General features: G+C 60.8%; 20 protein-coding genes. 10 read left to right on the forward strand and 10 right to left on the reverse strand.

The features are described 5' to 3' along the window. Positions 1–214 precede the first annotated feature (214 nt). From gyrB to dnaA, 3 genes are all read right to left on the reverse strand, one after another. Complete coding sequence (gene gyrB, locus C2I19_RS04455) at positions 215–2,605, reverse strand: DNA topoisomerase (ATP-hydrolyzing) subunit B (RefSeq protein ID WP_103901510.1); 2,391 nt, start codon at positions 2,603–2,605, stop codon at positions 215–217. A 106-nt stretch (positions 2,606–2,711) separates the two neighbouring features. After that, entirely contained in the window at positions 2,712–3,821 is a 1,110-nt protein-coding gene (dnaN, locus tag C2I19_RS04460) for a DNA polymerase III subunit beta (protein WP_103901511.1), read from the reverse strand. A gap of 45 nt (positions 3,822–3,866) precedes the next feature. Further along, positions 3,867–5,267 (reverse strand): chromosomal replication initiator protein DnaA, encoded by a 1,401-nt coding sequence (gene dnaA, locus C2I19_RS04465; protein ID WP_103901757.1) that lies wholly within the window; start codon positions 5,265–5,267, stop codon positions 3,867–3,869. Between the two features lie 332 nt (positions 5,268–5,599). Between dnaA and rpmH the strand changes: the two genes are divergently transcribed. The 5 genes from rpmH to mnmE all read left to right on the forward strand — a co-directional run bounded on the left by rpmH (position 5,600) and on the right by mnmE (position 10,095). Then, positions 5,600–5,734 (forward strand): 50S ribosomal protein L34, encoded by a 135-nt coding sequence (gene rpmH, locus C2I19_RS04470; RefSeq protein ID WP_021477546.1) that lies wholly within the window; start codon positions 5,600–5,602, stop codon positions 5,732–5,734. A gap of 6 nt (positions 5,735–5,740) precedes the next feature. After that, on the forward strand, positions 5,741–6,103 hold the full coding sequence (gene rnpA, locus C2I19_RS04475; protein ID WP_103901512.1) for a ribonuclease P protein component: 363 nt from the start codon (positions 5,741–5,743) through the stop codon (positions 6,101–6,103). After that, positions 6,079–6,288 carry a membrane protein insertion efficiency factor YidD gene (gene yidD / locus C2I19_RS04480; RefSeq protein ID WP_103901513.1) on the forward strand — a complete coding sequence of 70 codons (210 nt, stop codon included), beginning with the start codon at positions 6,079–6,081 and terminating at the stop codon, positions 6,286–6,288. Before rnpA ends, yidD begins: the two co-directional genes overlap by 25 nt. 19 nt (positions 6,289–6,307) lie before the next feature. Next, complete coding sequence (yidC, locus tag C2I19_RS04485; RefSeq protein ID WP_103901514.1) at positions 6,308–7,942, forward strand: membrane protein insertase YidC; 1,635 nt, start codon at positions 6,308–6,310, stop codon at positions 7,940–7,942. Positions 7,943–8,742: 800 nt separating this feature from the next. Continuing rightward, positions 8,743–10,095 carry a tRNA uridine-5-carboxymethylaminomethyl(34) synthesis GTPase MnmE gene (gene mnmE / locus C2I19_RS04490; RefSeq protein WP_103901515.1) on the forward strand — a complete coding sequence of 451 codons (1,353 nt, stop codon included), beginning with the start codon at positions 8,743–8,745 and terminating at the stop codon, positions 10,093–10,095. A 109-nt stretch (positions 10,096–10,204) separates the two neighbouring features. On the opposite strand, the gene C2I19_RS04495 is transcribed toward mnmE, so the two are convergent. Further along, a complete protein-coding gene (locus C2I19_RS04495) occupies positions 10,205–10,678 on the reverse strand; it encodes an Lrp/AsnC family transcriptional regulator (RefSeq protein ID WP_103901516.1) in 474 nt (157 codons plus the stop codon). Positions 10,679–10,984: 306 nt separating this feature from the next. Here C2I19_RS04495 and C2I19_RS04500 point away from each other — a divergent pair, with 306 nt between their 5' ends. Further along, positions 10,985–11,611, forward strand: coding sequence for a LysE family translocator (locus C2I19_RS04500; protein ID WP_103901517.1), 627 nt, complete (start codon positions 10,985–10,987; stop codon positions 11,609–11,611). Positions 11,612–11,846: 235 nt separating this feature from the next. Here C2I19_RS04500 and C2I19_RS04505 read toward each other — a convergent pair whose 3' ends face one another. After that, the gene (locus C2I19_RS04505) at positions 11,847–14,024 is read right to left on the reverse strand and encodes a peptidase domain-containing ABC transporter (RefSeq protein ID WP_103901518.1); all 2,178 of its coding nucleotides are present in this window, start codon (positions 14,022–14,024) and stop codon (positions 11,847–11,849) included. Between the two features lies 1 nt (position 14,025). Continuing rightward, positions 14,026–15,306, reverse strand: coding sequence for an HlyD family secretion protein (locus C2I19_RS04510; RefSeq protein WP_103901519.1), 1,281 nt, complete (start codon positions 15,304–15,306; stop codon positions 14,026–14,028). Between the two features lie 248 nt (positions 15,307–15,554). Here C2I19_RS04510 and C2I19_RS04515 point away from each other — a divergent pair, with 248 nt between their 5' ends. The 3 genes from C2I19_RS04515 (at position 15,555) to C2I19_RS21965 (ending at position 17,030) form a co-directional block, all read left to right on the forward strand. Beyond that, a complete protein-coding gene (locus C2I19_RS04515) occupies positions 15,555–16,562 on the forward strand; it encodes a radical SAM protein (RefSeq protein WP_103901520.1) in 1,008 nt (335 codons plus the stop codon). Positions 16,563–16,632: 70 nt separating this feature from the next. Continuing rightward, on the forward strand, positions 16,633–16,815 hold the full coding sequence (locus C2I19_RS04520) for a hypothetical protein (RefSeq protein WP_103901521.1): 183 nt from the start codon (positions 16,633–16,635) through the stop codon (positions 16,813–16,815). A 44-nt stretch (positions 16,816–16,859) separates the two neighbouring features. Next, positions 16,860–17,030: a hypothetical protein gene (locus C2I19_RS21965; protein ID WP_158253637.1), complete on the forward strand. Its 171-nt coding sequence runs from the start codon at positions 16,860–16,862 to the stop codon at positions 17,028–17,030. Between the two features lie 231 nt (positions 17,031–17,261). Here the strand turns inward: C2I19_RS21965 and C2I19_RS04525 are convergent, their stop codons facing one another. Genes C2I19_RS04525 through parC form a run of 3 tightly spaced genes read right to left on the reverse strand, consistent with a single transcriptional unit; the run spans position 17,262 to position 22,484 of the window. Then, complete coding sequence (locus C2I19_RS04525) at positions 17,262–18,584, reverse strand: sigma-54-dependent transcriptional regulator (RefSeq protein ID WP_103901522.1); 1,323 nt, start codon at positions 18,582–18,584, stop codon at positions 17,262–17,264. Then, the gene (locus C2I19_RS04530) at positions 18,577–20,133 is read right to left on the reverse strand and encodes a sensor histidine kinase (protein WP_199181075.1); all 1,557 of its coding nucleotides are present in this window, start codon (positions 20,131–20,133) and stop codon (positions 18,577–18,579) included. Before C2I19_RS04530 ends, C2I19_RS04525 begins: the two co-directional genes overlap by 8 nt. Continuing rightward, a complete protein-coding gene (gene parC, locus C2I19_RS04535; RefSeq protein ID WP_103901523.1) occupies positions 20,133–22,484 on the reverse strand; it encodes a DNA topoisomerase IV subunit A in 2,352 nt (783 codons plus the stop codon). Before parC ends, C2I19_RS04530 begins: the two co-directional genes overlap by 1 nt. 97 nt (positions 22,485–22,581) lie before the next feature. Between parC and C2I19_RS04540 the strand changes: the two genes are divergently transcribed. Continuing rightward, the gene (locus C2I19_RS04540) at positions 22,582–23,043 is read left to right on the forward strand and encodes a GNAT family N-acetyltransferase (protein WP_103901524.1); all 462 of its coding nucleotides are present in this window, start codon (positions 22,582–22,584) and stop codon (positions 23,041–23,043) included. A gap of 86 nt (positions 23,044–23,129) precedes the next feature. Here C2I19_RS04540 and C2I19_RS04545 read toward each other — a convergent pair whose 3' ends face one another. Further along, a complete protein-coding gene (locus C2I19_RS04545) occupies positions 23,130–25,694 on the reverse strand; it encodes a TonB-dependent receptor (protein WP_103901525.1) in 2,565 nt (854 codons plus the stop codon). Positions 25,695–26,070: the final 376 nt, after the last annotated feature.

The following is a 26,070-nucleotide window of genomic DNA, read 5'->3' on the forward strand; positions in this document are numbered from 1 at the left end:
GTCCAATGACAATAACGCACCCACTGGCAAGCGAAGGTATACGCTCTGAACATCGCACGAAAGCGCCCACAATGAAGCACGTCACCTGAGCTATCTGGAAAAGAAAATGGCCTCCAAACTTGGAGGCCATCCTTCTTACAGCGTAGGCTGCGTGTGAAATCCCAAAAATCTAGAAAAGTGGGAAAAATCTAGAGTTTCGTGGGATCCTACAATTTTAAACATCTATATTGCGTGCGATCAAGGCATTACCTTCAATGAACTGACGTCTCGGCTCCACCTCGTCGCCCATCAGGGTGGTGAACACGTCGTCCGCGCCCATCACGTCTTCGATGCGCACCTTGAGCAGGCGGCGCACAGCCGGGTCCATGGTGGTTTCCCACAGCTGTTCCGGGTTCATCTCGCCCAGGCCTTTGTAGCGCTGGATGTTCATGCCCTTTTTCACCTCGGTCAGCAGCCAGTCCAGCGCTTCGCCAAATTCCGCCACCGGGCGCACGGTTTCGCCGCGCTTCACGTGGGCGCCTTGGCGCAGCAGGCCGCCTAGCAGGCTGCCGGTTTTCTTCAGCTCGGCGTAGTCGCCGCTGTCCAGGAAGTTTTGGTCCAGCACGGTCACCAGCACGTTGCCGTGCAGCTTGCGGATGATCTTCACCAGGAAGCCGTCGTTCTTTTCATCGCGCAGCAGTTGCAGGTCTATGGTTTCAGCCGGCAGGTGCTTGGAGAGTTCCGCCACGGTGTGGTCGGCCTGTTGTTGGCTTTCCAGCGACAGCGGGCCGGTTTTGAGCATGGCTTCCAGCACCAGCGGGTCGATCACGCGGCTTTCGCGTTCCATCACCGCGCGGGCCAGCAGGAACTGGCGGGCGATTTCGCCCAGGGTTTCACCGGCCAGCGGGGCTTCGCCTTCGGCCGGGATCAGCTCGGCTTTTTCCAGCGCCAGTTGCAGCAGGTACTGGTTCAGTTCGCTGTCGTCTTTCAGATAGCGTTCCTGCTTGCCGTGCTTGGCCTTGTACAGCGGCGGCTGGGCGATGTAGATGTGGCCGCGCTCCACCAGTTCTGTCATCTGGCGGTAGAAGAAGGTGAGCAGCAGGGTGCGGATGTGCGCGCCGTCCACGTCGGCATCGGTCATGATGATGATGCGATGGTAGCGCAGCTTGTCCGGGTTGTATTCGTCCTTGCCGATGCCGCAGCCCATGGCGGTGATCAGCGTGGCCACTTCCTGGCTTTGCAGCATCTTGTCGAAGCGGGCGCGTTCCACGTTCAGGATCTTGCCCTTCAGCGGCAGGATGGCCTGGAATTTGCGGTCGCGGCCTTGCTTGGCGGAGCCGCCGGCGGAGTCACCCTCCACCAGGTATAGTTCGCACAGCGACGGGTCTTTTTCCTGACAGTCGGCCAGTTTGCCGGGCAGGCCCAGGCCGTCCATGATGCCCTTGCGGCGGGTGATTTCGCGGGCCTTGCGCGCGGCTTCGCGGGCGCGGGCGGCTTCCACGATCTTGCCGCAAATGGTTTTGGCGTCGCTGGGGTTTTCCAGCAGATAGGTTTTCAGCGCTTCGCTGATCACCTCGTTGACCACTGGGCCGATTTCGCTGGAGACCAATTTGTCCTTGGTCTGGCTGGAGAACTTGGGGTCCGGCAGCTTGACGGACAGCACGCAGGTCAGGCCTTCGCGCATGTCGTCGCCGGTGGTGTCCACCTTGGCCTTCTTGGCCACTTCGCTCTCTTCGATGAATTGGTTCAGCGTGCGGGTCATCACCTGGCGCAGCGCGGTCATGTGGGTGCCGCCGTCGCGCTGCGGGATGTTGTTGGTGAAGCACTGGACGTTCTCTTGGTAAGAGTCGTTCCATTGCATCGCCACCTCCACCGTCATGCCGTCTTTTTCGCCAATGCCGTAAAAGGTCTTGGGGTGCAGCACGTTCTTGTTGCGGTTCATGTATTCCACGAAACCCGCCACGCCGCCGGAGAAGGCGAAGTTTTCTTCCTTGCCGCTGCGCTTGTCTATCAGCTGGATGCCCACGCCCTGGTTCAGGAACGAGAGTTCGCGGATGCGCTTGGCCAGGATGTCGAAGTGGAATTCGATGTGGCCGAAGGTTTCCACGCTGGCGAAGAAGGTCACTTCGGTGCCGCGGTGGCTGGTATGGCCGGTGACGGTGAGCGGGGCCACCGCGTCGCCGCGGCGGAATTCCATTTCATGCACCTTGCCGTCGCGCCAGATCTTCAGCTTCAGCCAATCGGACAGCGCGTTGACCACCGATACGCCCACGCCGTGCAGGCCGCCGGAGATCTTGTAGCTGTTGCTGTCGAATTTGCCGCCGGCGTGCAGGATGGTCATGATGACCTCTGCGGCGGAGCGGCCTTCTTCCGGGTGGATGTCCGTGGGGATGCCGCGGCCGTTGTCTTCTACGGAGACGGAGTTGTCCGGGTTGATGGTGACCTTGATGGTGTCGGCATGGCCGGCCAGCGCCTCGTCAATGGCGTTGTCCAGCACTTCAAACACCATGTGGTGCAAGCCGGTGCCGTCCTGGGTGTCGCCAATGTACATGCCGGGGCGCTTGCGCACCGCATCCAGGCCTTTAAGCACCTTGATACTGTCCGCGCCGTATTCTTGTTCGCTCATACTCAACTTTCCAATAGGCGGCGCGCCGTGTAGGCTTGCCGCGCCGGTCATTCTTAAACCCGGTGTGGAGGCTGGGCCTCCCGCTCGCTCCGAATCCTGGTACTGCTTAGATGCGCATCGGCATCACGATGTACTTGAAGTTGCTGACGTCCGGAATGGTGAACAGCGCGCTGCGGGCGGAATCGCCAAACGCCAGCTGCAGCGTTTCCGCCGGCAGATTGGTCAGCACGTCCAGCAGGTAGTTGATGTTGAAGCCGATTTCCAGGGTGCCGCCCTGGAAGGCGATTTCCAGCTCTTCCTCGGCTTCTTCCTGCTCGCTGTTGGTGCACAGGATGGACATCTTGCCGGGGGCCAGCACCAGGCGCACGCCGCGGAACTTCTCGTTGGCCAGGATGGCGGCGCGTTGCAGCGCGTGCAGGAATTCCAGGCGTTCGATCAGGAAGATCTTGTCGTTGTCCAGCGGGATGACGCGGTTGTAGTCCGGGAACTTGCCGTCCACCACCTTGCTGATGATGACGGTGGCGCCAAAGCTGAAGCGCACCTGGTTGGCCAGCACTTCGATCTTGATTTCGTCGTCGCTGTCTTGCAGCAGCTTGTACAGCTCGATGATGGTCTTGCGCGGCAGGATCACCTCGGCCTTGGGCAGGGTGGCGGCCACGTCGGCGCTGGCGAAGGCCAGGCGGTGGCCGTCGGTGGCGACCAGGCGCACCTGGTTGCCGTCCGTCTGCATCAACAGGCCATTGAGGTAATAACGGATGTCCTGCACCGCCATGGCGTACTGCACCTGGGAGATCAGGCGCTTCAGTTCGCGCTGGGAGAGGCTGAAGCTGGATTCGCCGGCGCTGGCCACGGACAGCAGCGGGAAGTCTTCCGCCGGCAGCGTTTGCAGGTTGAAGCGGCTCTTGCCGGCTTTCAGCACCAGGCGGCCGCCGTCCAGCTGCTCCAGCGTCACCGTGGCGTTGCCCGGAATGGCGCGCAGGATGTCCTGCAGCTTCTTGGCGGAGGTGGTGAGGCGGAAATCTTCGCCCGGCAGCTCGTCGCTGCTGGCGGTGGTGATCTGGATTTCCAGGTCGGTGGCCAGGAAGCCTACCTGTCCGCCCTTTTTCTCGATCAGGACGTTGGACAGGATGGGCAGGGTGTGGCGGCGCTCGACAATGCCGGTGACTGCCAGCAGGGGCTTGAGCAGGGCATCGCGTTCGGCTTGCAGGATCAGCATGTGGCGGGCTCCCAGTTGAGGGTGAAGAGTCGGATCATGGTTCGATTAATTGCGCAGCATGGCCAGCAGCGCTTCGTAGTCATGCGCGATGTCGGCATCGTTGCCGCGCATCTCGGTAATGGTTTTGCACGCGTGCAGCACGGTGGTGTGGTCCCGGCCGCCAAAGGCGTCGCCGATATTGGGCAGGGATAGCTGGGTCAGCTCCTTGGCCAGGGCCATGGCCACCTGGCGCGGACGGGCGATGTCGCGGCTGCGCTTCTTGCTGTGCATGTCGGACAGCTTGATCTTGTAGTACTCGGCCACCGTCTTCTGGATGGCGTCCACCGTCACCTGGCGGTTGCCGGCGGCCAGGATGTCCTTCAGCGCTTCCTTCACCAGTTCCAGCGTGATGTTCTGATTGGTGAAGCGGGCATAGGCCACCACGCGCTTGAGCGCGCCTTCCAGCTCGCGCACGTTGGAGCGCACGTTCTGGGCGATGAAGAAGGCTACGTTGTGCTCCAGCTTGATGCTGTCGGCCTCGGCCTTCTTCATCAGAATGGCCACGCGCATTTCCAGCTCCGGCGGCTGGATTTCCACGGTCAGGCCCCAGGAGAAGCGCGAAATCAGCCGCTCTTCCATCCCTTCAATCTGCTTGGGGTAGCTGTCGCAGGTCATGATCACCTGCTTGCCGCCCTCTATCAGCGCATTGAAGGCATAGAAGAATTCTTCCTGGGTGCGGTTCTTGCCGGCGAAGAACTGGATGTCGTCAATCAGCAACAGGTCCAGCGAGTGGTAGTAGCGCTTGAATTCATCAAAGGCCTTGTGCTGGTAGGCGCGCATGATGTCGGCCACGTAGCGTTCGGCGTGGATGTAGCGGATCTTGGCCTGCGGGTTCTTTTGGAACACGTGGTTGCCGATGGCCTGGATCAAGTGAGTCTTACCCAGGCCCACGCCGCCGTAGACGAACAGCGGGTTGTAGGCCTGGTCGCCCGGATTTTCCGCAATCTGCATGGCCGCGGCGCGCGCCAGCTGGTTGCCCTTGCCCGTCACCAGCGTGTCGAAGGTGAACGAGGGGTTCAGGCGCGTGCTTTCATGGCTGCCGCCAATGGCCTTCACCGCCGCCTGCTTGGCCGGAGAGGGCGCGGCCGGCGCGCTGGGCGCGCTCTTGGCCGGCTCCTTGGCCCTGGGCTGGCTGCTGGCGGCCGGCTGCAGCGGCCGCGCCGACGGCGCGCCCAGGCGCAGCTCCACCAGGCACTCGCCCACCAGTTCCACGGCCAGTTCCTCAATGCGGCCGAGGAAGCGGTCCTTGATGAACTGCATGATGAAGCGGTTGGGCGCGAACAGCGCGATACCGTCGTCGCCGGCTTCGGCGGTAAGCGGCTTGATCCAGGTGTTGAACTGTTGCGAAGACAGTTCGGCCTCCAGTCGGGCGAGGCAGGCAGGCCAGAATTGATCCAGTTCAGTCATTACATACACGCATGTGAAAGCGAAAAACCCGCTGAGCGCGCTCGGCTGGCAACAGCGGGATGAGCCGCCAGCGGCGCGGATGCAGCGGCGCGCGGACGGCGGATGTTCGGCATGGAAGCGGCCGGCGGACTGCGCTGTTTCAAACGCGGCGGGCCTGCGGGCCCAGGATGCGTTCATTTGTTGTGCAGCCGGTCGGCAACGATAAACCCCCACATTCTAACGTTTTTTTGCAAAGTTATCCACAGGGGAGTCGAAAATTCCTCGTTGACAAATCGGCCGTTATCGAGTCAAATCACGCGTTTATTTCCGTTTCGAAACAGGAAACCCATATCATGAAGCGTACTTACCAACCGTCCAATACCCGTCGCAAACGCACTCACGGCTTTCTGGTCCGCATGAAGACCCGTGGCGGCCGCGCCGTCATCGCCGCTCGCCGCGCCAAGGGCCGCAAGAAGCTGGCCGTCTAAGTCCTTGTGGCTTACCGCTTTCGCCGTGCGCACCGGCTGTTAAAAACGGATGATTTTTCATCCGTTTTTAGTTTGCGGCAACAGCGCAGCAATGTGTTCTTTCAGGTGTACGCCCGCCCCAACGGCCTGGACCACGCCCGAGTGGGCCTGGTGGTCGGCAAGAAGGTCGCCAAGCGGGCGGTGCGCCGCAATTACATCAAGCGCTGCGTGCGCGAGTGGTTCCGCCTGAACCAGCAAACGCTGGGCGGCATGGATTACGTTGTGCGCGCCAAGACCATGTTTACCTATGAGCAGCGCGCCGAAGCTGTAACCGCTTTGTCCGCACTGTTTGCTAAACTGGCACGATGTCGCGCGTCCTCGTCCTCTTGATCCGTTTTTACCAGCTGGCTATCAGCCCGTGGTTGGCGCCGCGTTGCCGCTTCCAGCCCACCTGTTCCAGCTACGCGATCGAGGCGCTGAGGAAACATGGCGCACTGAGGGGCGGCTGCCTTGCCGCCAGACGCATTTGCCGTTGCCACCCTTGGGGCGGCAGCGGCTATGACCCGGTTCCCTGAACTTTCCGGTATCGAGAAGATGGATTCCAAGCGACTGATAATCTTTGTTTTACTGTCCGTGGGCATCCTGTTTGGGTGGAATGAATTCTTCATGCCCAAGCATACCCCGCAACAGCAAGCGGCCAAGACTGCGGCCACGGCCGGCGCTTCCGGCGCGGCCCAGCCTGCCGACGCCAACAAGCTGACCCGCGGCCAGCGCATCCACGTCAAGACCGATCTGGTGGAAGCCGAGATCGATACCGTGGGCGGCGACCTGCGCTCGCTCAAGCTGTTGAAGCATGGCGAGACGGAAGACCACGCCAAGGCCTTCAAGCTGTTCCAGGACGACGCCAAGAATACCTATGTGGCGCAAACCGGCCTGGTTGCCGCCAGCAACCCGGCCCTGCCGACGCATAAAACCGTGTTCGCCGCGGACAAGCCCAGCTATGAAATGACCGGCGACAAGCTGGAAGTGAAGCTGAGCGCGCCGGACGCCAACGGCGTCAAGGTGAGCAAGGTCTATACCTTCACCAAGGGCAGCTACGAGATCGGCGTCCGTTACGACATCGTGAACGGCGGTGCCATCCCGGTGGCGCCGACCGCGTACTACCGCCTGCTGCGCGACAGCCAGGCGCCGGAAGGCGAGGGCCGTTTCGCCCATACCTACACCGGCCCGGCCGTGTACACCTCCGAGCACAAGTTCCAGAAGGTCAGCTTTGAAGACCTGGCCAAGGGCAAGGGCGACTACGCCAAGACCACCAACGACGGCTGGGTGGCCATGCTGCAGCATTACTTCATGTCCGCCTGGATCCTGAAGCCGCTGGACGGCAAGAGCGTGTGCAAGGACGAGCGTTCCTGCCGCTTCGAGCTGACCCAGAGCAATGGCCTGAACTCCGCCGCCGCGCTGGTGGACTACGCCGCCATCGCTCCGGGCAAGAGCCTGAGCGTGAACGTGCCGCTGTACGCCGGTCCGGAAGAGTATGACCTGATCTCCAAGGTGGCGGACGGCATGGAATATGCCAAGGACTTCGGCATGTTCTACATCTTCGCCTCGCCGCTGTTCTGGCTGCTGGTGAAGCTGCACGGCCTGGTGAGCAACTGGGGCTGGGCCATCATTCTGCTGACGCTGACCGTCAAGGCCGCCTTCTACCCGTTGACGGCCGCCTCCTACCGCTCCATGGCCAAGATGAAGGCCCTGGCGCCGCGCCTGGAACGGATGAAGGAACAATACGGCGACGACCGCATGAAGTTCCAGCAAGCGGTGATGGAGATGTACAAGTCCGAGAAGGTCAACCCGCTGGGCGGCTGCCTGCCCATGCTGATCCAGATCCCGGTGTTCATCGGCCTGTACTGGGCGCTGCTGGCCTCCGTGGAGCTGCGCGGCGCGCCGTGGGTGCTGTGGTATGTCGACCTGGCCCGCCCGGACCCGTACTTCATCCTGCCGGCGCTGATGGCCATCACCATGTTCCTGCAGACATTCCTGAACCCGCCGCCGGCCGACCCGATGCAGGCGAAGATGATGAAGATCATGCCGCTGGCCTTTTCCGCGCTGTTCTTCTTCTTCCCGGCCGGCCTGGTGCTGTACTACGTGGTCAACAACGTGCTGTCGATGACCCAGCAATGGTTCATCAACAAGCAGATCAACAAGAACAACAAGGCCGCGCTGCAATCCTGAGCGCCTCGCCTGAATGTTTGAACGAACCCGGCCGCTGGCCGGGTTTTTTATTGAGCGGGCAGCGCGCCCCCTCTCCCCAACCCCTCTCCCGCGGAGGGGAGAGGGGCTTCCCAGCCGCAACACATGGCGCAAGCCGACCCGGAATGGGCGCGAGTCTTGTTTCAAATCTGTACGCGGTGTGGCCTCTGGCCAATCCGCGCGATGGAACTGAATGTTTGAACGAATCCGGCCGCTGGCCGGGTTTTTTTATTGAGCGGGCAGCGCGCCCCCTCTCCCCAACCCCTCTCCCGCGGAGGGGAGAGGGGCTTCCCCGCCGCAAAACATGGCGCAAACCGACCAGGAATGGGCGCGAGTCTTGTTTCAAACCTGTACGAGGGGCGGCCATGGAGCAGACCCGTGGGTTGTTTAACCGGCCCGGCATCGCTCGCGGGTATGGCCTCTGGCCAATCCGCGCTATGGAACTGAATGTTTGAACGAACCCGGCCTTTGGCCGGATTTTTATTGAGCGGGCAACGCGCCCCCTCTCCCCAACCCCTCTCCCGCGGGGAGAGAGGGGCTAATCAGTGCGTAGCGGCGCATGTTTGTGCAGTACTAAGCAGCCATATTGCGGGATAATGGCGGTAGTGAATACACCGCGAAAACCGCGCGGGTCCGCATCAAGATGACAGGCTGCGCTGCGCAGACGGCTCCCTCTCCCCTCGCGGGAGAGGGTTGGGGAGAGGGGCGATGCGGCCTGCTAGCCCCCCGCGCAGACCCAACAGCGGGCGGACCAACCGCGGCCAAGCAATCAAGGAATGTCGATGAACCTCAGCTACACCCCCGCCACCATCTGCGCCATCGCTACCGCCCCCGGCCGCGGCGGCGTAGGCGTGATCCGCGTCTCCGGCAAGGACTTGCTGCCGTTCGCGCAGGCCATCTCCCAGGGCAAAACGCCCAAGCCGCGCTACGCGATGTATACGGACTTCTTCGACAGCCACGGCCAGGCCATCGATAACGGCTTGCTGCTGTTCTTCCCCGGCCCCAACAGCTTTACCGGCGAAGACGTGATCGAGCTGCAAGGCCATGGCGGGCCGGTGGTGATGAAGATGCTGCTGGCGCGCTGCGTGGAGCTGGGCGCGCGGCTGGCGGAACCGGGCGAATTCACCAAGCGCGCCTTTCTCAACGACAAGCTGGACCTGGCCCAGGCGGAGAGTGTGGCGGACTTGATAGACGCCAGCAGCGAAACCGCCGCCAGGAGCGCGCTCAAATCGCTGAAGGGGGCTTTCTCGCGCCAGGTGCATGGCCTGGTGGACGAGCTGATCAATCTGCGCATGCTGGTGGAAGCCACGCTGGACTTCCCGGAAGAAGAGATTGATTTTCTCAAGCAGGCCGACGCCATCGGCCGCCTGCGCCGGCTGCGCGCCACGCTGGTGGGCGTGCAGGCCACGGCCAAGCAGGGCGCCATTCTGCGCGAGGGCATGCACGTGGTGATGGTGGGCCAGCCCAATGTCGGCAAATCCAGCCTGATGAACGCGCTGGCCGGCGACGACGTCGCCATCGTGACAGATATCGCCGGGACCACCCGCGACACGGTGCGCGAGGAAATCGTCATCGATGGCGTGCCGGTGCATGTGATCGATACCGCCGGCCTGCGTGAAACCGACGACGTGGTGGAGAAAATAGGCATAGAGCGCACCTGGCAGGCGGTGGAGCGCGCAGACCTGGCGCTGGTGCTGACCGACAGCCGCCATGGCCTCACCGATGAGGTGCAGGCCATCCTGGCGCGCATCCCGGCCGGCCTGCCGCGCGTGCATGTCTTCAACAAGGTGGACCTGACAGCAGACGCGCCCGGCATCGCCGACGAAGAAGGCCACCCGCTGGTGCGCTTGTCGGCCAAGACGCATCAGGGCGTGGATCTGCTCAAGGCCAAGCTGCTGGAAATGATAGGCTTCAGCGGCGCCGACGAAGGCGTGTTCCTGGCCCGCCAGCGCCACCTGGACGCCATCGCCCGCGCGGCGGACCACCTGGAGCTGGCCGAGGCCGATTGGGAACAAGTGGAAATCTTCGCCGAGGAGCTGCGCCTGGCGCAAAACGCCCTGTCTGAAATTACCGGCGAGTTCTCCGCCGACGACCTGTTGGGCGTGATCTTCTCCCGCTTTTGCATCGGCAAGTAAGGCTGTAGGACGGAAGCCCGGTCTGGCCGGGCGTTCCGCCATGGTTTGCCGCGAGCGGGCGCGGCGGATCGCCCCGTCGGGGCATCCGCCCTACCGTGAGAATTCAGGTTTACGGCGCCAGCTTCTTGATGGGGAAGCTATCCAGGGGCTTGATTTCTTTGAGCACGAACATGCTTTGCATCTCCTTCATGCCCGGCAAGCGGCGCACCACCGACATGGCGAAATCGGCGTAAGAGTCCAGATCCGCCGCCACTACTTGCAGCAGGAAGTCGGCATCCCCGCCGATGCTGTAGCAGGCAACCACGTCTTCCATCGCGATCACCTGCTCCTCGAACTTCTTGGCCTCCGCTTCGCTGTGGCTATCCAGAACCACCCGGATGAAGACCATCACGCCCAAGCCTATCTTCTTGCGATTCAGCACAGCCCGATAGCCCTGAATGACCTTGTCGTCTTCCAGCTTGCGCACTTTGCGCCAGCAGGGAGAAGCGGACATGCCTATTTTCTCGGCGAGTTCCTGATTGGTCATGCGGGCGTCGCTCTGCAGTAGCTGGAGCAGCGCCATATCTGTCGAGTTAAGCGCCATGAGAAAAATCCTTTCTCTTTGATGGCTAGATGAGTCAGCTTTTTGCTGAAATATTGAATAATTAGATCAAGATAGACAAAAAAATCCTACAGCCTACTGCATAATGAATTGTCAATCAAACGTCATTTCATGGCGCGGGGCGATCTCCCGGCGGCGCTGGCGAGGCGATGCTTGGAAAGCGCGGGCGAGGGGTGGTGCAAGCGGAGTCTTGAGCGGTTTTGCCGGGGATGACAGGGGTTACGCTGAAAACTCCCCACACTGGGCTTTCAACCATTGATCAATGCATTTATCTAGATAGGGACGAATATGCTGGGCAGCGCTCAAATTCTCTCTTACATCGCCGCGCTGGGCTTGGCGGCGGCCATTCCGGGGCCAGGCATGACCGCGCTGGTGGCGCGCAGCATAAGCGGCGGCGCCATCGCGGGCTTCATCATGTTATCCGGCCTGATTCTAGGAGACTTGATCTACCTTTCACTCGCCGTATTCGGCATGGCCGTGATCGCGCATGCTTATGCCTCCATTTTCACGCTGATCAACTGGGCGGCTTCGCTCTACTTATGCCTGCTGGCCTGGCAGTTTTGGCGGCATCAGCCACAGGCCGTCAATATCGAGCAAAAGACGAGCGGACGGCAGCTGGCATCGGCCTGGCTTTCCGGCTTGACCATCACGCTGGGCAACCCCAAGACCATCGCGTTTTATCTGGCGATTCTGCCGCTGGTGATTTCCCTGGATTCGGTTAGCTGGCAGACCTGGGGCCTGATGCTGGTGCCGCTGACTTTGCTGGTGCTGCTGGCCGTGGGCGGCGTGTGTATCCTCGCCGCGCTGCGCATTCGCCATTTTCTGTCGAGCGCGGCGGCGCAACGGCTGCTGTTCCGGTCGGCGGGCTGCATCATGATGCTGGCGGCGTTTGGCATGGTGGCCAAGACCTTGTGAGTGGATTGGGAGGCGTTCCAGTCTACTTCAGCATTGCGCTGCGTGGAGCCAGGCCAACAAGAAACCGCCTCGTGAGGCGGTTTCTCATTTTGAGTCTGGCGCAATGCTTGGCGCAGACTTGGCTGGCCGTTGATCACGTCGCGCGCGCGGGAGGATGTGCGTGTGAAAGACAGGCGTTGCGTGATTATTCGCTGATATTCGGCAAGATACCGTAATCTCAATGGATAAGGGCGGCTCAGGCCTGCTCGCTCGCCGTAGCTTGAATCGACTCACCCACCGCGTCTGCGCTGGGTATCTCGGCATTGACCGTATCCTGCACGATCTTGCCCTGTTCCAGCACCACCACGCGCTCCGCCATGGCGATGGTTTCCGGCCGGTGCGCCACCAAGAGCCGGGTCATGGCGATATCTCGCACCGCGGCGTTGACCAGTTTCTCGTTCCAGACGTCCAGATGGCTGGTGGCCTCGTCCAGCACTAGCAGCTTGGGCTGCTTGTACAGCGCGCGCGCCAGCAGGATGCGCTGCTTCTGGCCGCCGGACAGGCCGGAGCCGATGTCGCCAACAAGAGTGTTGTAAGCCATTGGCATGGCCATGATTTCATCGTGGATAGCGGCCAGCTTGGCGCATTCCTGGATGCGAGCCTGATCCGGCTGCGGGTCGAAGAAGCAGACATTGTCGGCGATGGAGCCGGAAAACAGCTGGTCGTCCTGCATCACGGTGCCCAATAGCTGGCGGTAATTGCCTAGCCCCAGTTGTTTGAGTGGAATGCCTCCGACCAAAATCTCTCCCTCGGTGGGTTCCAGCAGGCCCAGCATCAATTTGAGCAGCGTAGTCTTGCCGCAGCCTGAGGCGCCGGTGATGGCCAGGCACTGGCCGGCCGGCACGGTTAGGTTCATCTCCCGCAGCACATAGGGCTCGCTGTCGGAATAGCGGAAGGCGACATTGCGCACTTCGAGCGCCGGCTGGACGTGAGCGGGGTCGATCTCCACATCGTTCTGCTCCGCTTCCGGTTCAGTCAGCACGATGTCCGCCACGCGTTCGCCGTGCAGTTTCAGCATGCGCAATTCGAACAGCTTGTCGATCAAGGCGGCGATGCGCTGGCTGAACTGGTCCTTGTAGCTGAGGAAGGCGAACAGCATGCCCACCGAAAATTGGTTGTCCATCACCGCCAGCGCTGCCAGCCACACCACGATCACCCGCTCGGCGTTGAACAGCAGCGTATTGGCGGTCTGAAATGAAATGGACAGGCGGGAAATACGCAGGTCGGCGTTGAACTGGTCGGCCAGCATATTCATCCAGCCGATGCGGCGCTCTTCCTGGCGGCCGAACAGCCGCACGCTCTGCACGCCGCGCGCGGATTCCATGAAGTGGGTACTTTGGCGCGAGGCGTGGATAATCTGCTCGGCTGTGGCCTCGCGCAGCGCACGGAAGATGCTCCAGCGCAGCAGCGCGTACAAGACCACGGCGATCAGGCTGACCAGCGCCAGCTTGGCGCTGTACAACAGCATCACGCCCAGGGTGGCGATCACCAGCATGCCGTCTATCACGCCCTCCACCAGCTGGGTGGTGATGCTTTTCTGTATGGTCTGGATGGAGCCGAAGCGGGAGACGATGTCGCCGAGATGGCGTTTTTCGAACCATGGCAGCGGCAGCCGCAGCAAATGTGCGAAGGCATTGCCCAGCCACTGGAAGTTCAGATTGGCCGCCAGTGCGGTAGCCGCCCAGGAGCGCACGGCGCTGATGGCGGTTTGCAGCAGCACCAGCAGCAGGAAGCCTATGCCCAGCACCGTTACCAGATTGCGGTCCGCCGCCACCAGCGCCTCGTCCACCACCCACTGCAAATAGAACGGCGCCGCCAGCGCGCACACCTGCAGCGCGAGGCCTAGCAGCAGAAGTTGCGATAGTCCGCCTCCAAGCCCCTCAACTTGGCCCATCAGCGACAGCAGGCTGAACTGTTGCAGCTCCTCCGTCTGCTGGAAAGAGGCTCCAGGCGTCAGCTCCAACGCTACGCCGGTAAAGTGCTTGGACACCTCGTCTATTGCCAGCTTGCGCTCGCCCACCGCCGGGTCATGGATGACGATGTGGGAGGACGCCACCTGCTTCAGCACTACAAAGTGGTTCATGTCCCAATGCAGCACGCAGGGCAGCTTCAACTGCGGCAGATGCTGCAAATCCAGCTTCAGCGGGCGCGACTGCAGGCCCAGGCCTTGGGCCATGGTGATCAGGCTCTTCAGCGTGCTGCCCTTCAGCGAGACTGAAAAGCGGCGGCGCATATTGGCCAGGTCGATATGGTGGCCCCAGTAGCCGGCCACCATGGCCAGGCTGGCCAGGCCGCATTCGGCGGCTTCGGTCTGCAGCAGCAGCGGCAGGCGGCGGCGGCCCCAAAATTGCAAAGACAGCGCTTGATGATGCATATCAGACCTTTCCGCTGATGCTGTACAGCGGCTCCAGCACCCATTCGTATAGCTTGCGCGTTTCCAGCAGCACGCTGGCGTCCAGGGCCATGCCGGCTCGCAGCGCTTGGACTTGTCCATAGGCGGTGACATTCTGGCGATCTAGTTGAACGCGCACCCGATATAAGGGTTCATTGTTTTGGCTGGCGCTTGTCGCACTCAGCTCGTCCGGCCGCAGAGCGCTGCGCGAAATCTCGCGCACGGTACCGCGAAATTGTCCGAATTTTTGATAGGGATAAGCCTGGTAGCGGATCAAGACCGGCATGCCCGCTTTGACGAAGCCGGCGGCGCGGGAGGGCGCATACAACTCGGCTTCCAGCGGAGATCCTGCCGGCGACAAATTGGCCATGGCTTGGCCGCTGATGACGGTTTGGCCGGCTTGCGCAGTGATGCCGCTGATCATGCCGTCTTGCGGCGCGCGTACCAATAGATGGCGTTTGGCCTCGTTTTCGGTCAAGTCTTGCTCTATCGAATCGACATTGCGTTTTGTCGCGGCTTCGTCGCGTTGCGCTTGTAGGCGAAGCTCGTCTTGATCTGCATGGATCGTATCCAGTTCACTTTGCGCAGCCGCGCGGCTGCGTTTCAAATCGGCCAACTTGGTTTGTTGATCTATCAACTCAGCCTGTTTGTCTTGCAGCGCGGCGGCAGAGATGAAATGAGCCTCTTGCAATTTGTGGGTGCGAGCCACGGCCTGCTCCGACAATTCCACTCGTCTTTGTTGCAGGGATATCTGTTCGTCGATGCGCAGCACTTCCTTCCGCTGATCCATCTCCTTGCGTAGCGTCGACTCGGCTTTCTGCTTCGCTTGTTGTCGCAGCAGGCTCTGATCACCGACAAGACTATCGCGTCTGGCAAGCAGCAAGGCTGTGATGGTTTGTTCCACATCGTTACGGGTCGCACTGGTGCGTGCATTGGAGAGGACGAATAAAACGTCTCCAGCCTTGACTTGTTTTCCCTCTTGGACCCGCACTTCAGAGATAGTGCCGTCCTGAATTGATTTCACCCTTATTAGACCATTTTTTGGAAATAATATGCCTTTAATTTGTGATTTTTCAGTGTAACTGGCTCGGAAAAAGAATAAAAGAATCGCAATCGCGATGCCGCAGAACAGAATGGTTAGATACGAGAGCGCCCTGTTTCTGGTCAATATTATTGATCCATATCGGCGATCTCCCAACCGCGCTATAACCTCTTTTCGGAATAAGGTTGAACGCAACGGAGGCTTGTTGTTGTTGTGAGACATTTCCCATTCTCATACTATTGTCATAACAAGTTCATGTTGACAAATCCTGAATCGAAATGCAACGATGAATTGACAATGACATTGTAATTATCGAGGGTTGGATAATTCAGATATTCATGATGTGCTGAACGATGCTAGCTCAGCATAGGGGTGGTGAAATGGAATGGGCGCAACGTTTCTAAGAGAAAAACTTCTTCACGTCTTGAGCGTGGCGTATCGTTTTAGAAAATTATAAGGGGAGATTAAGTATGAATAAAGGAGACATGAGAATCGCTGTGGCAACGCACAGCGGGTTCTTGGAATTAATCATCTTGCCAACAGAGAATTGCAACTTCCGGTGTACTTATTGCTATGAAGACTTTCAAATAGGAAAAATGTCCCCGGAGATTGTAAGTGGTATTAAGAAGCTGATCGAGCATAGGCTTCCAAAGTTGAAAGTATTCAAGCTGAACTGGTTTGGCGGCGAGCCGCTATTGGCAAAGGACCAAGTTTTGGACGTAAGCCAATATGCCAAATCTGCGTGTGAGGAAGCTGGAGTCCGTTTTGCTCCTGGGCATATTACGACAAATGGCTATATGCTGGATATAAAAACTTTGCAGCGACTGGTTGATGCAGGGCAAACTCACTACCAGATATCGTTGGATGGATTTCAGGAAGGACATGATACAACCAGAAAGTTGCAGAGCGGGAAGGGGACTTTCGAAAAAATTTGGAATAATCTAAAAGCCGCTAAAGAGTCCAATCTTGATTTCAATGTCGTGATAAGGCTACATCTAACGGCAGATAACTTGGAGTCTGCCGAGCGGCTTGCCCAAGAGATAGACAGTGAATTTGGCAGGGATTCCCGGTTTACGGTTTTTATTAAGCCAATTGGGAACTATGGGAAGGATGCGGGCGGAGTAGCCTTGCTGAAAGGGGAGGCGGCCAACTCTGCTATATCCAATATAGAAATGGCATTGAATAAGCAATCTCATGGTGATGACGAGCAATATATATGCTATGCATCTAAGCCAAATTCTCTAGTGATTCGCGCAAATGGAAATATAGCAAAATGCACAGTGGCTTTGTATGATGAGAAAAATACGGTTGGACGGTTGAATGAGGATGGGACTGTTCAAATATTTGGTGAAAAAATGGCGTACTGGATGAGGGGAATATCTGAGCAAGATTGGGATATTCTTTCCTGCCCCTCCTATTTGCGGTCCTATGAAAAGCCGGCAGAGAAAAAAATTATTGAAATAAAAAGCGTAGCCTAGTAGTTCAGAAGTTGGAGCGATGCTCCATGAGTCCTGCATATGCAGGCTTTTAACCAGAGGAGAGACTTAAATGAAGAAGATTGAAAATGCAGTAGAGTTCAACAAGTTTGGTGAGTTTGTTTTCAATGAGGCTGGTATGTCACTGGTTGCGGATGAAGCGCTGCTGGAGTCTGTGGCTGGCGGCTTTTTGGATATTCGTTGCCAAACGGTTAACGAGTGCAAGCCGACCTTGCAAGCTCAAAGCGATAATTAATATTTCCTTGCGAAACTCAATTTTGCAGAATAAAGGAGTTATTCATGACTAAAGTTGCTAAGGAAGTAAAGTTCAATCAATTTGGTGAATTTGACAGTGTATTTTCTGTTGAGGATGTTTTGACTGATGATCTTCTAGAAGCCGTAGCAGGTGGTTTTATGGATTATGAGTGTAAAACGACTAATAAGTGTCAAATTCAGCAGGAACCTCAATAAGCAATTCCTGTAGGCGGAAGCAATAGGTTGAGTATAGTTACCCAACCTATTGGGCACCTCGAAAAACCTCAGTTTTCAAAATTCCGACTTAACAAAATCAAAGGCATATGCTGCCATTTTTGATGAAGACGAGGGTTTTTTGAGGTGACCTATTTGTTGTGCTGAATTGCCAATCCCGCTTGAAGCAGGGCATGTTGAGTTGAGCAAGCCCCTTGCTGAGGCGCTCTCGCGTCACTTCACTCCCAAGCGCTCCATCCGATACCGCAATGATCGAAACGTCACCCCTAGCCGTTTGGCGGCCTGGGTGCGGTTGTAGCGGGTGGCTTCCAGCGCCTTGACGATGGCTTCGCGCTCCACGCGGTCCAGGTAGTCTTGCAACGGTTCGTCGCTGCCCGGTTCCGGGCTGTATTCGGCGCAGGGGGTCAGCTGTAGGTCGTCGCGCGACAGCATGGCCGCGGCGGCCAGGGCTACGGCGCGCTCTAATATATTTTCCAGTTCGCGGAAGTTGCCGGGATAGGCGTAATCCTGCAGCGCCTGGCGGGCGTCGGCAGTGAGCTGCGGCGCCGGGCCGTGGCCGGCGAAGCGTTGCAGCAGCCGTTCGGCGAACAGCGGGATGTCTTCGCGCAGCTCGCGCAGCGGCGGCATGCGCAGCGGCAGCACGTTGAGCCGGTAGTACAGGTCTTGGCGGAAGCCGCCGTCCTCCACTTTGGCGGCCAAGTCCTGGTGGGTGGCGCAGATGATGCGCGCGTCCACCGCCTCCTCTTGGGCGCTGCCCAGCTTGCGCACGGTTTTTTCCTGAATGGCGCGCAGCAGCTTCACTTGCATGGCCAGCGGCAGGTCCGCCACTTCGTCCAGGAACAAGGTGCCGCCCTGGGCCTGTTGGAAGAAGCCTTCGCGTTCGGCGTCGGCGCCGGTGAAGGCGCCCTTGCGGTAGCCGAAGAATTCGCTCTCCATCAGGTTTTCCGGGATGGCGCCGCAATTGACGGCGACGAAGGGCTTGCCGGCGCGCGGACCTAGTTCGTGGATCAGCCGCGCCGCCTGCTCCTTACCGGTGCCGGATTCGCCGCCGATATACACCGCCGCCTGGCTGCGCGCCAGCTTGTCCACCAGCCGCAGCACTTCCTGGATGGCCGGCGATTCGCCCAGCAGCCGCTGTTGCGTAGCGGGCTTGGCGGACGGGGCCTCCACTTTCAGGGCGGATTTGACCAGGCTGCGCAGCTGGGCCAGGCTGACCGGCTTCTGCAGGTAGTCGAAAGCGCCGGCCTTCATCGCCAGCACCGCGTTGTCGGCGCTGCCATAGGCGGTGATCACCGCCACCGGCAAGTCCAGCCCGGCCTCGCCGATGTGGCGCACCACTTCCAGGCCCTCGCCGTCCGGCAGCCGCATATCGGTCAAGGCCAGATCGAAGCGGCCGGCGGCGAGCGCGGCCTTAGCCTCGGCCACGCTGCCGGCGCAGACCGGGGCCAGGCCCATTTTCAGCAGCGTCAGTTCCAAGAGCTCACGGATGTCCGGTTCGTCGTCGACGATCAATACGCGCAGGGGGGTCTTAGTCATGGGCTAGCCGGCAGATCAGCCGGAACACGCCGCCGGGCGGGGTGTACTCCAGGCGCGCGTCGTTGGCCTCGGCCAGCTCGCGCGCGATGTACAGCCCCAGGCCGCTGCCGGCGCTTTCCGTGGTGAAAAAAGGTTCGAACAGGCGCGATTGCTCGGCCTCCGGCACGCCGGGGCCGTCGTCTATCACGCGCAGTATCAGGTGGTTTTCCGCGCTGCCGGCTTCTATGCGCACCGCGCCCTGCCGCTGGCTGCAGTGGCGCCAGGCATTGGCCAGCAGATTGCCGAACACCTGGGCCAGGTGGCCGCGATCGAAGCTGAGCCGGCATTGCTCGGGCAGCTGGCAGGCGATGGCGCCGGCCGACTGCGGCTGCACCAGCGCAAACTGTTCCAGCTGCTGCGCGACGAAGGCGCGCAGCTCTATGGTTTCGGTCTTGACGCGGTCGCGCCGGCCCAGGGTCAGCACGTCTTCCACCATGCCGTTGATGCGGCGGGCGTTGTCCTGGACGATGCGCAGCAGGCGCTGCCGCGCCGGGTCGGCTTCGTCTTCGGCCAATAGATCGCCGGCGTGGCTGATGGCGGAAAGCGGGTTGCGGATTTCATGGGCGATATTGGCGGTGAGGCGGCCCAGCGCCGCCAGTTTGACGCGCTTGGCTTCTTCCGCCATGTCCGCCATGTCGCGCATGAACAGCACCACGCCGCGCAGTTGGCCTTCCGGCACCGGCACCGGCACCAGGCGGCCCACCAGCTGGCGGCCGCGCACGTTTTGCTGCACGAAGGTGGACAGCGCCGGGTAGCCGTTTTGCCGCCAGCGCTGCACCAGCGGCACCAGTTCCGGCAGCAGCTGGCCGCGTTGCAGCCGGCTGAAATAGCGCTCGGCCTGCAGATTGTATTGACGCAGGTGGCCGTCTTCGTCCAGCACCACCACGGCGTCGCGCTGGCTTTGCAGGATCAATTCGTTCAGGTGGTTGAGGTTGGCGATTTCGCCGCCGCGCTGCGCCGCCAGCGCCTCGGAAGCGCGGGCCAGCCGGCCCAACTGCCAGGTGGCGATGGCGGTGACGAAGCCGGCGGCGGACAGCAGGGCGCTGAAGGACAGGTCTACCGCGGACGCGTCGCCCTGCAGCCGCCCCCAGCCGGCGTAGCCCAGCAGCATCAGCGTGGCGATGGCGGCGTAGAACAGCGCGTAGCGGCCGGTGGACAAGAGGCCGGCGGCGGCGAGGTAGGGCAGCAGCAAGAGGCCGAAGCCGCCGCGCACGCCGTCGTTCATCGCCATCAGCCACACCATCATGGCGATGTCGGCGGCGATGGCCAGGGTCAGCTGCAGCGTGTCGCCCAGGCTGCTGCGCCGCAGCGCGTACCAGCCGCCTATCAGCAGCAGGTAGACGCCGCTCCACAAATAGAAATGCGGGCCGCCGTTGATCAGCGGCTGGCCGCTGTCGCCGCGCACCAGCGACAGCGAGAACAGCACCAGCAGCAAGAGCGCGCGGAAGCCGTTGACGAACAGCAGGGCGGCGCGCGGCGACAGGGCTTGCGGCTGGGCTGTCAGCTTCATCACATCGGCAGCTCGCGGATGGCGCTGACCAGCCATTTCTTGGGCATCAGCTTGCCCTTCTTGGCGCGTTTGGCGATGAACTCTTCCAGCGCGATCTTCTCATCCGCCACCTTGCCGCGGACGGAGGTGGTGGACAGCAGCGCCCTGTCGCCGGCCACCAGGCCGACGGCGGTCATGCGCGCGCCTTCGTCCAGCGCCAGCAGCATCAGGCCGCGGCCCTTGGCCAGTTCCTTCAGCTCCGCCGCCGGGAAAGCCAGCAGGCGGCCGGCGTCGCTGGCGGCCACCAATTGCAGCTGCTCCAGCGGCGCGGCGGGCAGGCGCACCGGCTCCAGCACCGTTTCCTGCGCGTCCAGGGTGATGAAGGCCTTGCCGGCCTTCACTCGGCCGGCCATGTCGCTGATCTTGGCGATGAAGCCGTAGCCGCCGCTGCCGGCCACCACGAAGCGGGCGTCGTCCGGGCCGGAGATCAGCTGCGCCGGCTTGGCGCCGTCTTGCAGGTCCACCAGGGAGGCGACGGGCACGCCGTCGCCGCGGCCGGTGGGGACGATGGCCGGATCTATGGTGTAGGCGCGGCCGTTGTGGTCCAGCACGATGGCGTTCCACACGGTGCGCGTTTCCACCGCCGCCGCCAGCGCGTCGCCGTCCTTGAAGCTCAGCGTTTCCAGCTCCAGATTGTGGCCGACGCGGGCGCGTATCCAGCCTTTTTGCGACAGGATCAGCGTCACCGGCTCGTCTGCGGTGGTTTGCGACAGCACGGCGCGTTCGGCGGCCTTGATCTCGCTGCGGCGCTTGTCGCCGTACTTGGCGGCGTCGGCCTGGATTTCGTCGCGGATCAGGCGGGTCAGCGCGTCCGGCGTGTCCAGGATGTGGCGCAGGCCTTCGCGCTCCTCGCGCAGCTCGGACAGCTCCTTCTCCAGCTTGAAGCCTTCCAGCCGCGCCAGTTGGCGCAGGCGGATTTCCAGAATGTCCTCTGCCTGGATCTCGGTCAGGCCGAAGGCCTTGATCAGGTCAGGCTTGGGCTCGTCCGACTCGCGGATCACCCGGATGACTTCATCGATGTGGATGAAGGCGATCATCCGGCCTTCCAGGATGTGAATGCGCTTGTCCACCTGGGCCAGGCGGTGCGCCAGGCGGCGGGTGACGGTGCTGCGGCGGAAATCAATCCACTCGCTGAGGATGGGTTTCAGGCCCTTCTGACCCGGGCGGCCGTCCAGGCCTATCATCACCAGGTTGAGCGAGGCATTGCCTTCCAGGCTGGTCTGCGCCAGCAGGATGTTCATGAATTCGTCAGGGTCCTGGCGGCTGGACTTGGGTTCGAACACCAGACGCACCGGGTTTGCGCTGTCGGATTCGTCGCGCACGCGGTCCAGCAGGTCCAGCATCAGCTTCTTCAGGTTCTGCTGGTCTTGCGACAGCTGCTTCTTGCCGGCCTTGAGCTTGGGATTGGTGGCTTCTTCTATCTCCGCCAGCACTTTTTGCGCGCTGGAGCCGGGCGGCAGTTCGGTGACGATGGCGCGCCACTGGCCGCGCGCCAGCTTGTCGATTTCCCACTTGGCGCGCACGCGCACGCTGCCGCGGCCGGTTTCGTAGGCGGACTGGATGTCGGCGGCCGGGGTGATGATCTGGCCGCCGCCGGGGAAGTCCGGGCCGGGGATGTATTGCATCAGCGCTGCGGTGTCGAGCTCGGGATCATCCAGCAGGGCCAGGCAGGCGTTGGCCACTTCGGTCAGGTTGTGCGGCGGAATTTCCGTCGCCATGCCCACCGCGATGCCGGACGCGCCGTTCAGCAGCACCATGGGCAGGCGGGCCGGCAGCAGCGAGGGCTCGTCGAAGGCGCCGTCGTAATTGGGAACGAAGTCCACTGTGCCCATGTCGATTTCAGACAGCAGCAGCTCGGCGATGGGCGTCAGCCGCGCTTCGGTGTAACGCATGGCGGCCGCGCCGTCGCCGTCGCGGCTGCCGAAGTTGCCCTGGCCGTCTATCAGCGGGTAGCGCAGGGTGAAGTCCTGCGCCATGCGCACCAGCGCTTCATAAGCCGAGCTGTCGCCGTGCGGGTGGTATTTACCCAGGATTTCGCCGACCACGCGGGCCGATTTCACCGGCTTGGCGCCGTGGGCCAGGCCCATGTCGCGCATGGCGTACAGGATGCGGCGCTGCACCGGCTTCTGGCCGTCGGCCACTTCCGGCAGCGCGCGGCCCTTGACCACGCTCATCGCGTATTCCAGGTAGGCGCGCTCGGCGTACAGGTCCAGCGGAATCCAGTCGCCGCTGACGGCTTGCGGCGCGGCCGGGGGTGGCGGCGTGAGGTCGCCGGCCGGGGCAGACGAGTCGAAGAGGTCGTGGTCGCTCATATATAAATGCTAGTGTCTTGATCTGAATGGCGGCACGCGTGCGGGCGAGATGCTATAGCATCGCTGACGACTGTGTCGGAAATGGGAGGATTCTACTATGGCAAACAGGATAGCGTGGCACTGCCACGGTTTTGACGACTTTACCCCGCGCGCGTTGTACCAGGCATTGCAGCTGCGCGACCAGGTATTCGTGGTGGAGCAGCAATCCATCTACGGCGATGTGGACGGGGTGGACACCCACTGCCTGCACCTGAGCGGGCGCGACGACGGGGACCAGCTGGTCGCTTATGCGCGGTTGATCGCGCCGGGCGAAAAATATCCGGATGCGGCGGCCATCGGCCGGGTGGTGGTGGCGCCGCAGGCGCGCGGCCAGGGCCTGGGCAAGGCCTTGATGGCGCAGGCGGTGGCGCAGTGCCACGCCCATTACCCGGGGCGCGCCATCATGCTGTCGGCGCAGTGCGACGCCAGCGAGCTGTATTCTGGTTTCGGCTTCGCGCCGGTATCCGAGCCTTACGATGACGGCGGGATTCTGCATGTGGATATGCGGCGGGAGGGTTAAGGCTGTTTGCTGATATCCGCACAAGCGAAAACGGACAACCGGCCTGGGCGGGTTGTCCGTTGTCATGCCTGCCAAGCTTAGGCTGATTACATCTTGTACGAACCCTTCAGGAAGAAGCTGCGGCCTGTCGGATCGGTGAAGCGCGGATCGTAGTTCATCTGGCTGGAGCGCGTGATCTGGTTAGAGAACGGCGGTTCCTGGTCGAACAGGTTCTTTACGCCGGCAGTCACAGTCAACTGCTTGTTCCAGGTGTAGGAGGTTGACAGGTTCCAGGTGGAGTACGGCTTGACCATGTGGTTTTCGTCATTAGGGTTCTCATCGGTATAGCCGGACTTGTAGTTCTGCGACAGGATCGCGCTCCACGGGCCCTGCATCCAGCTCAGCGTCAGATTATGCTGCCAACGGAAGGTCGGGGCGCCATCGATAAAGGTGCCGACATTGCTGAAGTACTCGCCGCCCTTTTCATTCTGGTATTTGTATTTGGCGAGATACGTGCCATCCAGAGATAGATTGAAGACGCCGGCTCGGGTCTTGGGTAGGGTCCAGCTCAGCTTCAGATCTACGCCTGACGCGCTGAGATTGCCGAGATTGGAGTAGTCGTCGACGATGTAATCCAGATTGCCCTTGCCGTCGGCCACGAAGCGATCGGAATATTTGGACTTGTTATTGAAAATCAGGCTTTCGTCCAGAATGCTGATCTGGTCGCGGATCATGGTCCACCACAGATCGGCGCTGGCGGTGAAATCCTTGACCGGCTCTATCACCATGCCAAACGACAGCGAGGACGATTTTTCCGGCTGCAACTGAGGGTTGCCGGCGATGCGCTTGTTGCGCTGAATCTTGTTACACGCGTTGCCATCTGTACCCGGTTGCTGCGCGCCGTTCGGGCAGGCCAGCGGGTCGACATAGGCGCGGGACGTCAGCTGCAGCTGGTTCGGACGGTAGATGTTGTACAGTGAGGGCGCGCGGAAGCCGGTACTGGCGGAACCACGGAATAGCACCTTTTCATCAGGCTGGAACTTGAACGCCACCTTGGGATTCAGCGAGCTCTCAGTATCGCTGTAGTGGTCGTAACGAGCGGCCAACTGCACATCCAGGTTCTTCAATACCGGCACGTCGGCTTCGCCATAGAGGGCGTAGGCCGAACGGCTGCCAGACGAATCCTCGGTCTTGTCCTGGCCGGTACTCAGCGCGTCGCGCGTCACCGCCTTGTTGTAGAGGGTGCTCAGGCTTTCGCGGCGCACTTCCGCGCCCAGCGCCACGCCCAGCTTGCCGGCCGGCAGGTCGAACACTTCCTTGCTGACCTTGGCGTCGGCCATGTCTATGGTCGACTTGGCTTCCTTGGTTTGACCGGTCATGCCTACGGCGCGCCAGGCGGCCAGATTGTTGCCGCTGAGGTCGAACGGGTCCAGGGTCTTGCTGTCGATCGCGGCCTGCATCTTGCTCTTGCTGACATAGCCCGAGGTCAGATTTTCCTTGATCAGGTTCTCGGAGCGGCCAATGCCGGCGCGGTAGTCCCAGCCGGCGACCAGGCCCTCCATGTTCAGCATCAGGCGCTGAGTGACGGAATTGGCCTCGGTTTCGCGATTGCCCAGCGGCACGGTACGCACGTACAGCTTGTCACGCTGCGTCGGATCCGTGGCGTTGGCGCGGGTGATGTCGCCCGCAGTGGGCAGAGGCGCGTTTTGCGCGGTGGTGATGGTCTCGGTGCGGGTGTATTGCAGCGACAGCTCGTGGTCTTCGCCTATGCGCTTGGTCGCGCGCATGATGCCGGAAATCTGTTCCACCTCAGGCGCTATGCCGGAATAGAGCGGGAAGTATTCCTTGCAGATGCCGCCGATGTATTTCGAGTAAGGCGGACGACAGTTAGGCGCGGACGGGGTTACCCATTTTTTCTTCACGCTGTCATAGTAGTTGCCCGGCCAGGCATTGGTGCTTGGCGGGGTATCGGTGGCCGGTGTGACGGTGCTGGCGAAGCCGCGTTGGCTCGCCATGATCATGTCCTGTTTCAGGTAGTCGATGGCGCCGTAGACATTGAAACCGTCCTTGCTCAAGTCGCCCAAGCCGTAAGAAGCGTTGATGCGTTTTTCATCGCCGCCACCATGCTGCGGGTTGGCGAAGCTGCCGCCAATGGAGAAGCCCTTCATGTTCTTCTTGGTGATGAAGTTCATCACGCCGCCGATGGCGTCTGTGCCGTAGATCGCGGACGCGCCGTCCAGCAGCACCTCCACCCGGTCAATCACTGACAACGGAATGGCATTCAGGTCGGCCGAAGTGCCATCAATCGCTTGGTTAGCCATGCGGCGGCCATCGAGCAGCACCAGGGTGTACTGATTGCCGAGGCCGCGCAGGCTGGCGAAGGAGCCGCCGCCGGTGGAGGAGCCGACTGAAGACGAGGCGCCTTGGGTCGACTGGTTGGCGGCGATGCTATTGACCACTTGCTCCACCGTGGTCAGGCCCTGCTTGGCCAAGTCTTCCGTCTTCAGGATAGTGACCGGCAGCGCCTTTTCCTGCTTGATGCTGCGCTTGATGTTGGAGCCGGTGATGGTCACGCGTTCCAGCTGATTGTCCGAGCCTTCCGCGGCATGGGCAAAGCCGCTCCCCAATAGGCCGATGGCGGTGATCGCCTGGACCAAAATCTTGACCTGCATCTCTACTTTTCCTTTGTCATCACGGATTTCCGCCCCTGCCGGCGCGGAATGGACGTTGCAGTCACGTGGCTGCAACATAGTTTGGCAGGCGATGAAATTGGCATTAAATAGCGAAAATGACAAGGAAATCGTCAGGAGCGGCTGGGATGGCTATGCGGGATTTCTTGTAAGGAATGTGTTAAATTTTTGATGTTGTTTGTGTTTTTTTATGAATATCAATATGCGCATATTTGTTGTGCGTGTATCTATGCCGCAACAACCCTGTCATGGCGGCAAGTCCGCCAAACGGCGGGAGTGGCGGGCGGAAGGGCAAGTGCGGGACGGCGCGGAGCAGTTAGGCTAGAATGTCCTGTTTTCGTCTGCGGCCTTGTCTGCC

This window comes from Chromobacterium alticapitis, from assembly GCF_002924365.1.
Lineage (GTDB): Bacteria > Pseudomonadota > Gammaproteobacteria > Burkholderiales > Chromobacteriaceae > Chromobacterium > Chromobacterium alticapitis.

Coding starts and splice junctions, on each gene's coding strand:
- C2I19_RS04520 (WP_103901521.1), top strand. CDS start 16,633: ATGAAGAAGATTGAAAATGCAGTAGAGTTCAACAAGTTTGGTGAGTTT.
- C2I19_RS04525 (WP_103901522.1), bottom strand. CDS start 18,584: ATGACTAAGACCCCCCTGCGCGTATTGATCGTCGACGACGAACCGGAC.
- C2I19_RS04505 (WP_103901518.1), bottom strand. CDS start 14,024: ATGCATCATCAAGCGCTGTCTTTGCAATTTTGGGGCCGCCGCCGCCTG.
- C2I19_RS21965 (WP_158253637.1), top strand. CDS start 16,860: ATGACTAAAGTTGCTAAGGAAGTAAAGTTCAATCAATTTGGTGAATTT.
- C2I19_RS04515 (WP_103901520.1), top strand. CDS start 15,555: ATGAATAAAGGAGACATGAGAATCGCTGTGGCAACGCACAGCGGGTTC.
- dnaA (WP_103901757.1), bottom strand. CDS start 5,267: ATGACTGAACTGGATCAATTCTGGCCTGCCTGCCTCGCCCGACTGGAG.
- C2I19_RS04530 (WP_199181075.1), bottom strand. CDS start 20,133: ATGAAGCTGACAGCCCAGCCGCAAGCCCTGTCGCCGCGCGCCGCCCTG.
- C2I19_RS04510 (WP_103901519.1), bottom strand. CDS start 15,306: ATGTCTCACAACAACAACAAGCCTCCGTTGCGTTCAACCTTATTCCGA.
- C2I19_RS04495 (WP_103901516.1), bottom strand. CDS start 10,678: ATGGCGCTTAACTCGACAGATATGGCGCTGCTCCAGCTACTGCAGAGC.
- C2I19_RS04540 (WP_103901524.1), top strand. CDS start 22,582: ATGGCAAACAGGATAGCGTGGCACTGCCACGGTTTTGACGACTTTACC.
- gyrB (WP_103901510.1), bottom strand. CDS start 2,605: ATGAGCGAACAAGAATACGGCGCGGACAGTATCAAGGTGCTTAAAGGC.
- yidD (WP_103901513.1), top strand. CDS start 6,079: ATGTCGCGCGTCCTCGTCCTCTTGATCCGTTTTTACCAGCTGGCTATC.
- rpmH (WP_021477546.1), top strand. CDS start 5,600: ATGAAGCGTACTTACCAACCGTCCAATACCCGTCGCAAACGCACTCAC.
- C2I19_RS04545 (WP_103901525.1), bottom strand. CDS start 25,694: ATGCAGGTCAAGATTTTGGTCCAGGCGATCACCGCCATCGGCCTATTG.
- yidC (WP_103901514.1), top strand. CDS start 6,308: ATGGATTCCAAGCGACTGATAATCTTTGTTTTACTGTCCGTGGGCATC.
- mnmE (WP_103901515.1), top strand. CDS start 8,743: ATGAACCTCAGCTACACCCCCGCCACCATCTGCGCCATCGCTACCGCC.
- parC (WP_103901523.1), bottom strand. CDS start 22,484: ATGAGCGACCACGACCTCTTCGACTCGTCTGCCCCGGCCGGCGACCTC.
- C2I19_RS04500 (WP_103901517.1), top strand. CDS start 10,985: ATGCTGGGCAGCGCTCAAATTCTCTCTTACATCGCCGCGCTGGGCTTG.
- dnaN (WP_103901511.1), bottom strand. CDS start 3,821: ATGCTGATCCTGCAAGCCGAACGCGATGCCCTGCTCAAGCCCCTGCTG.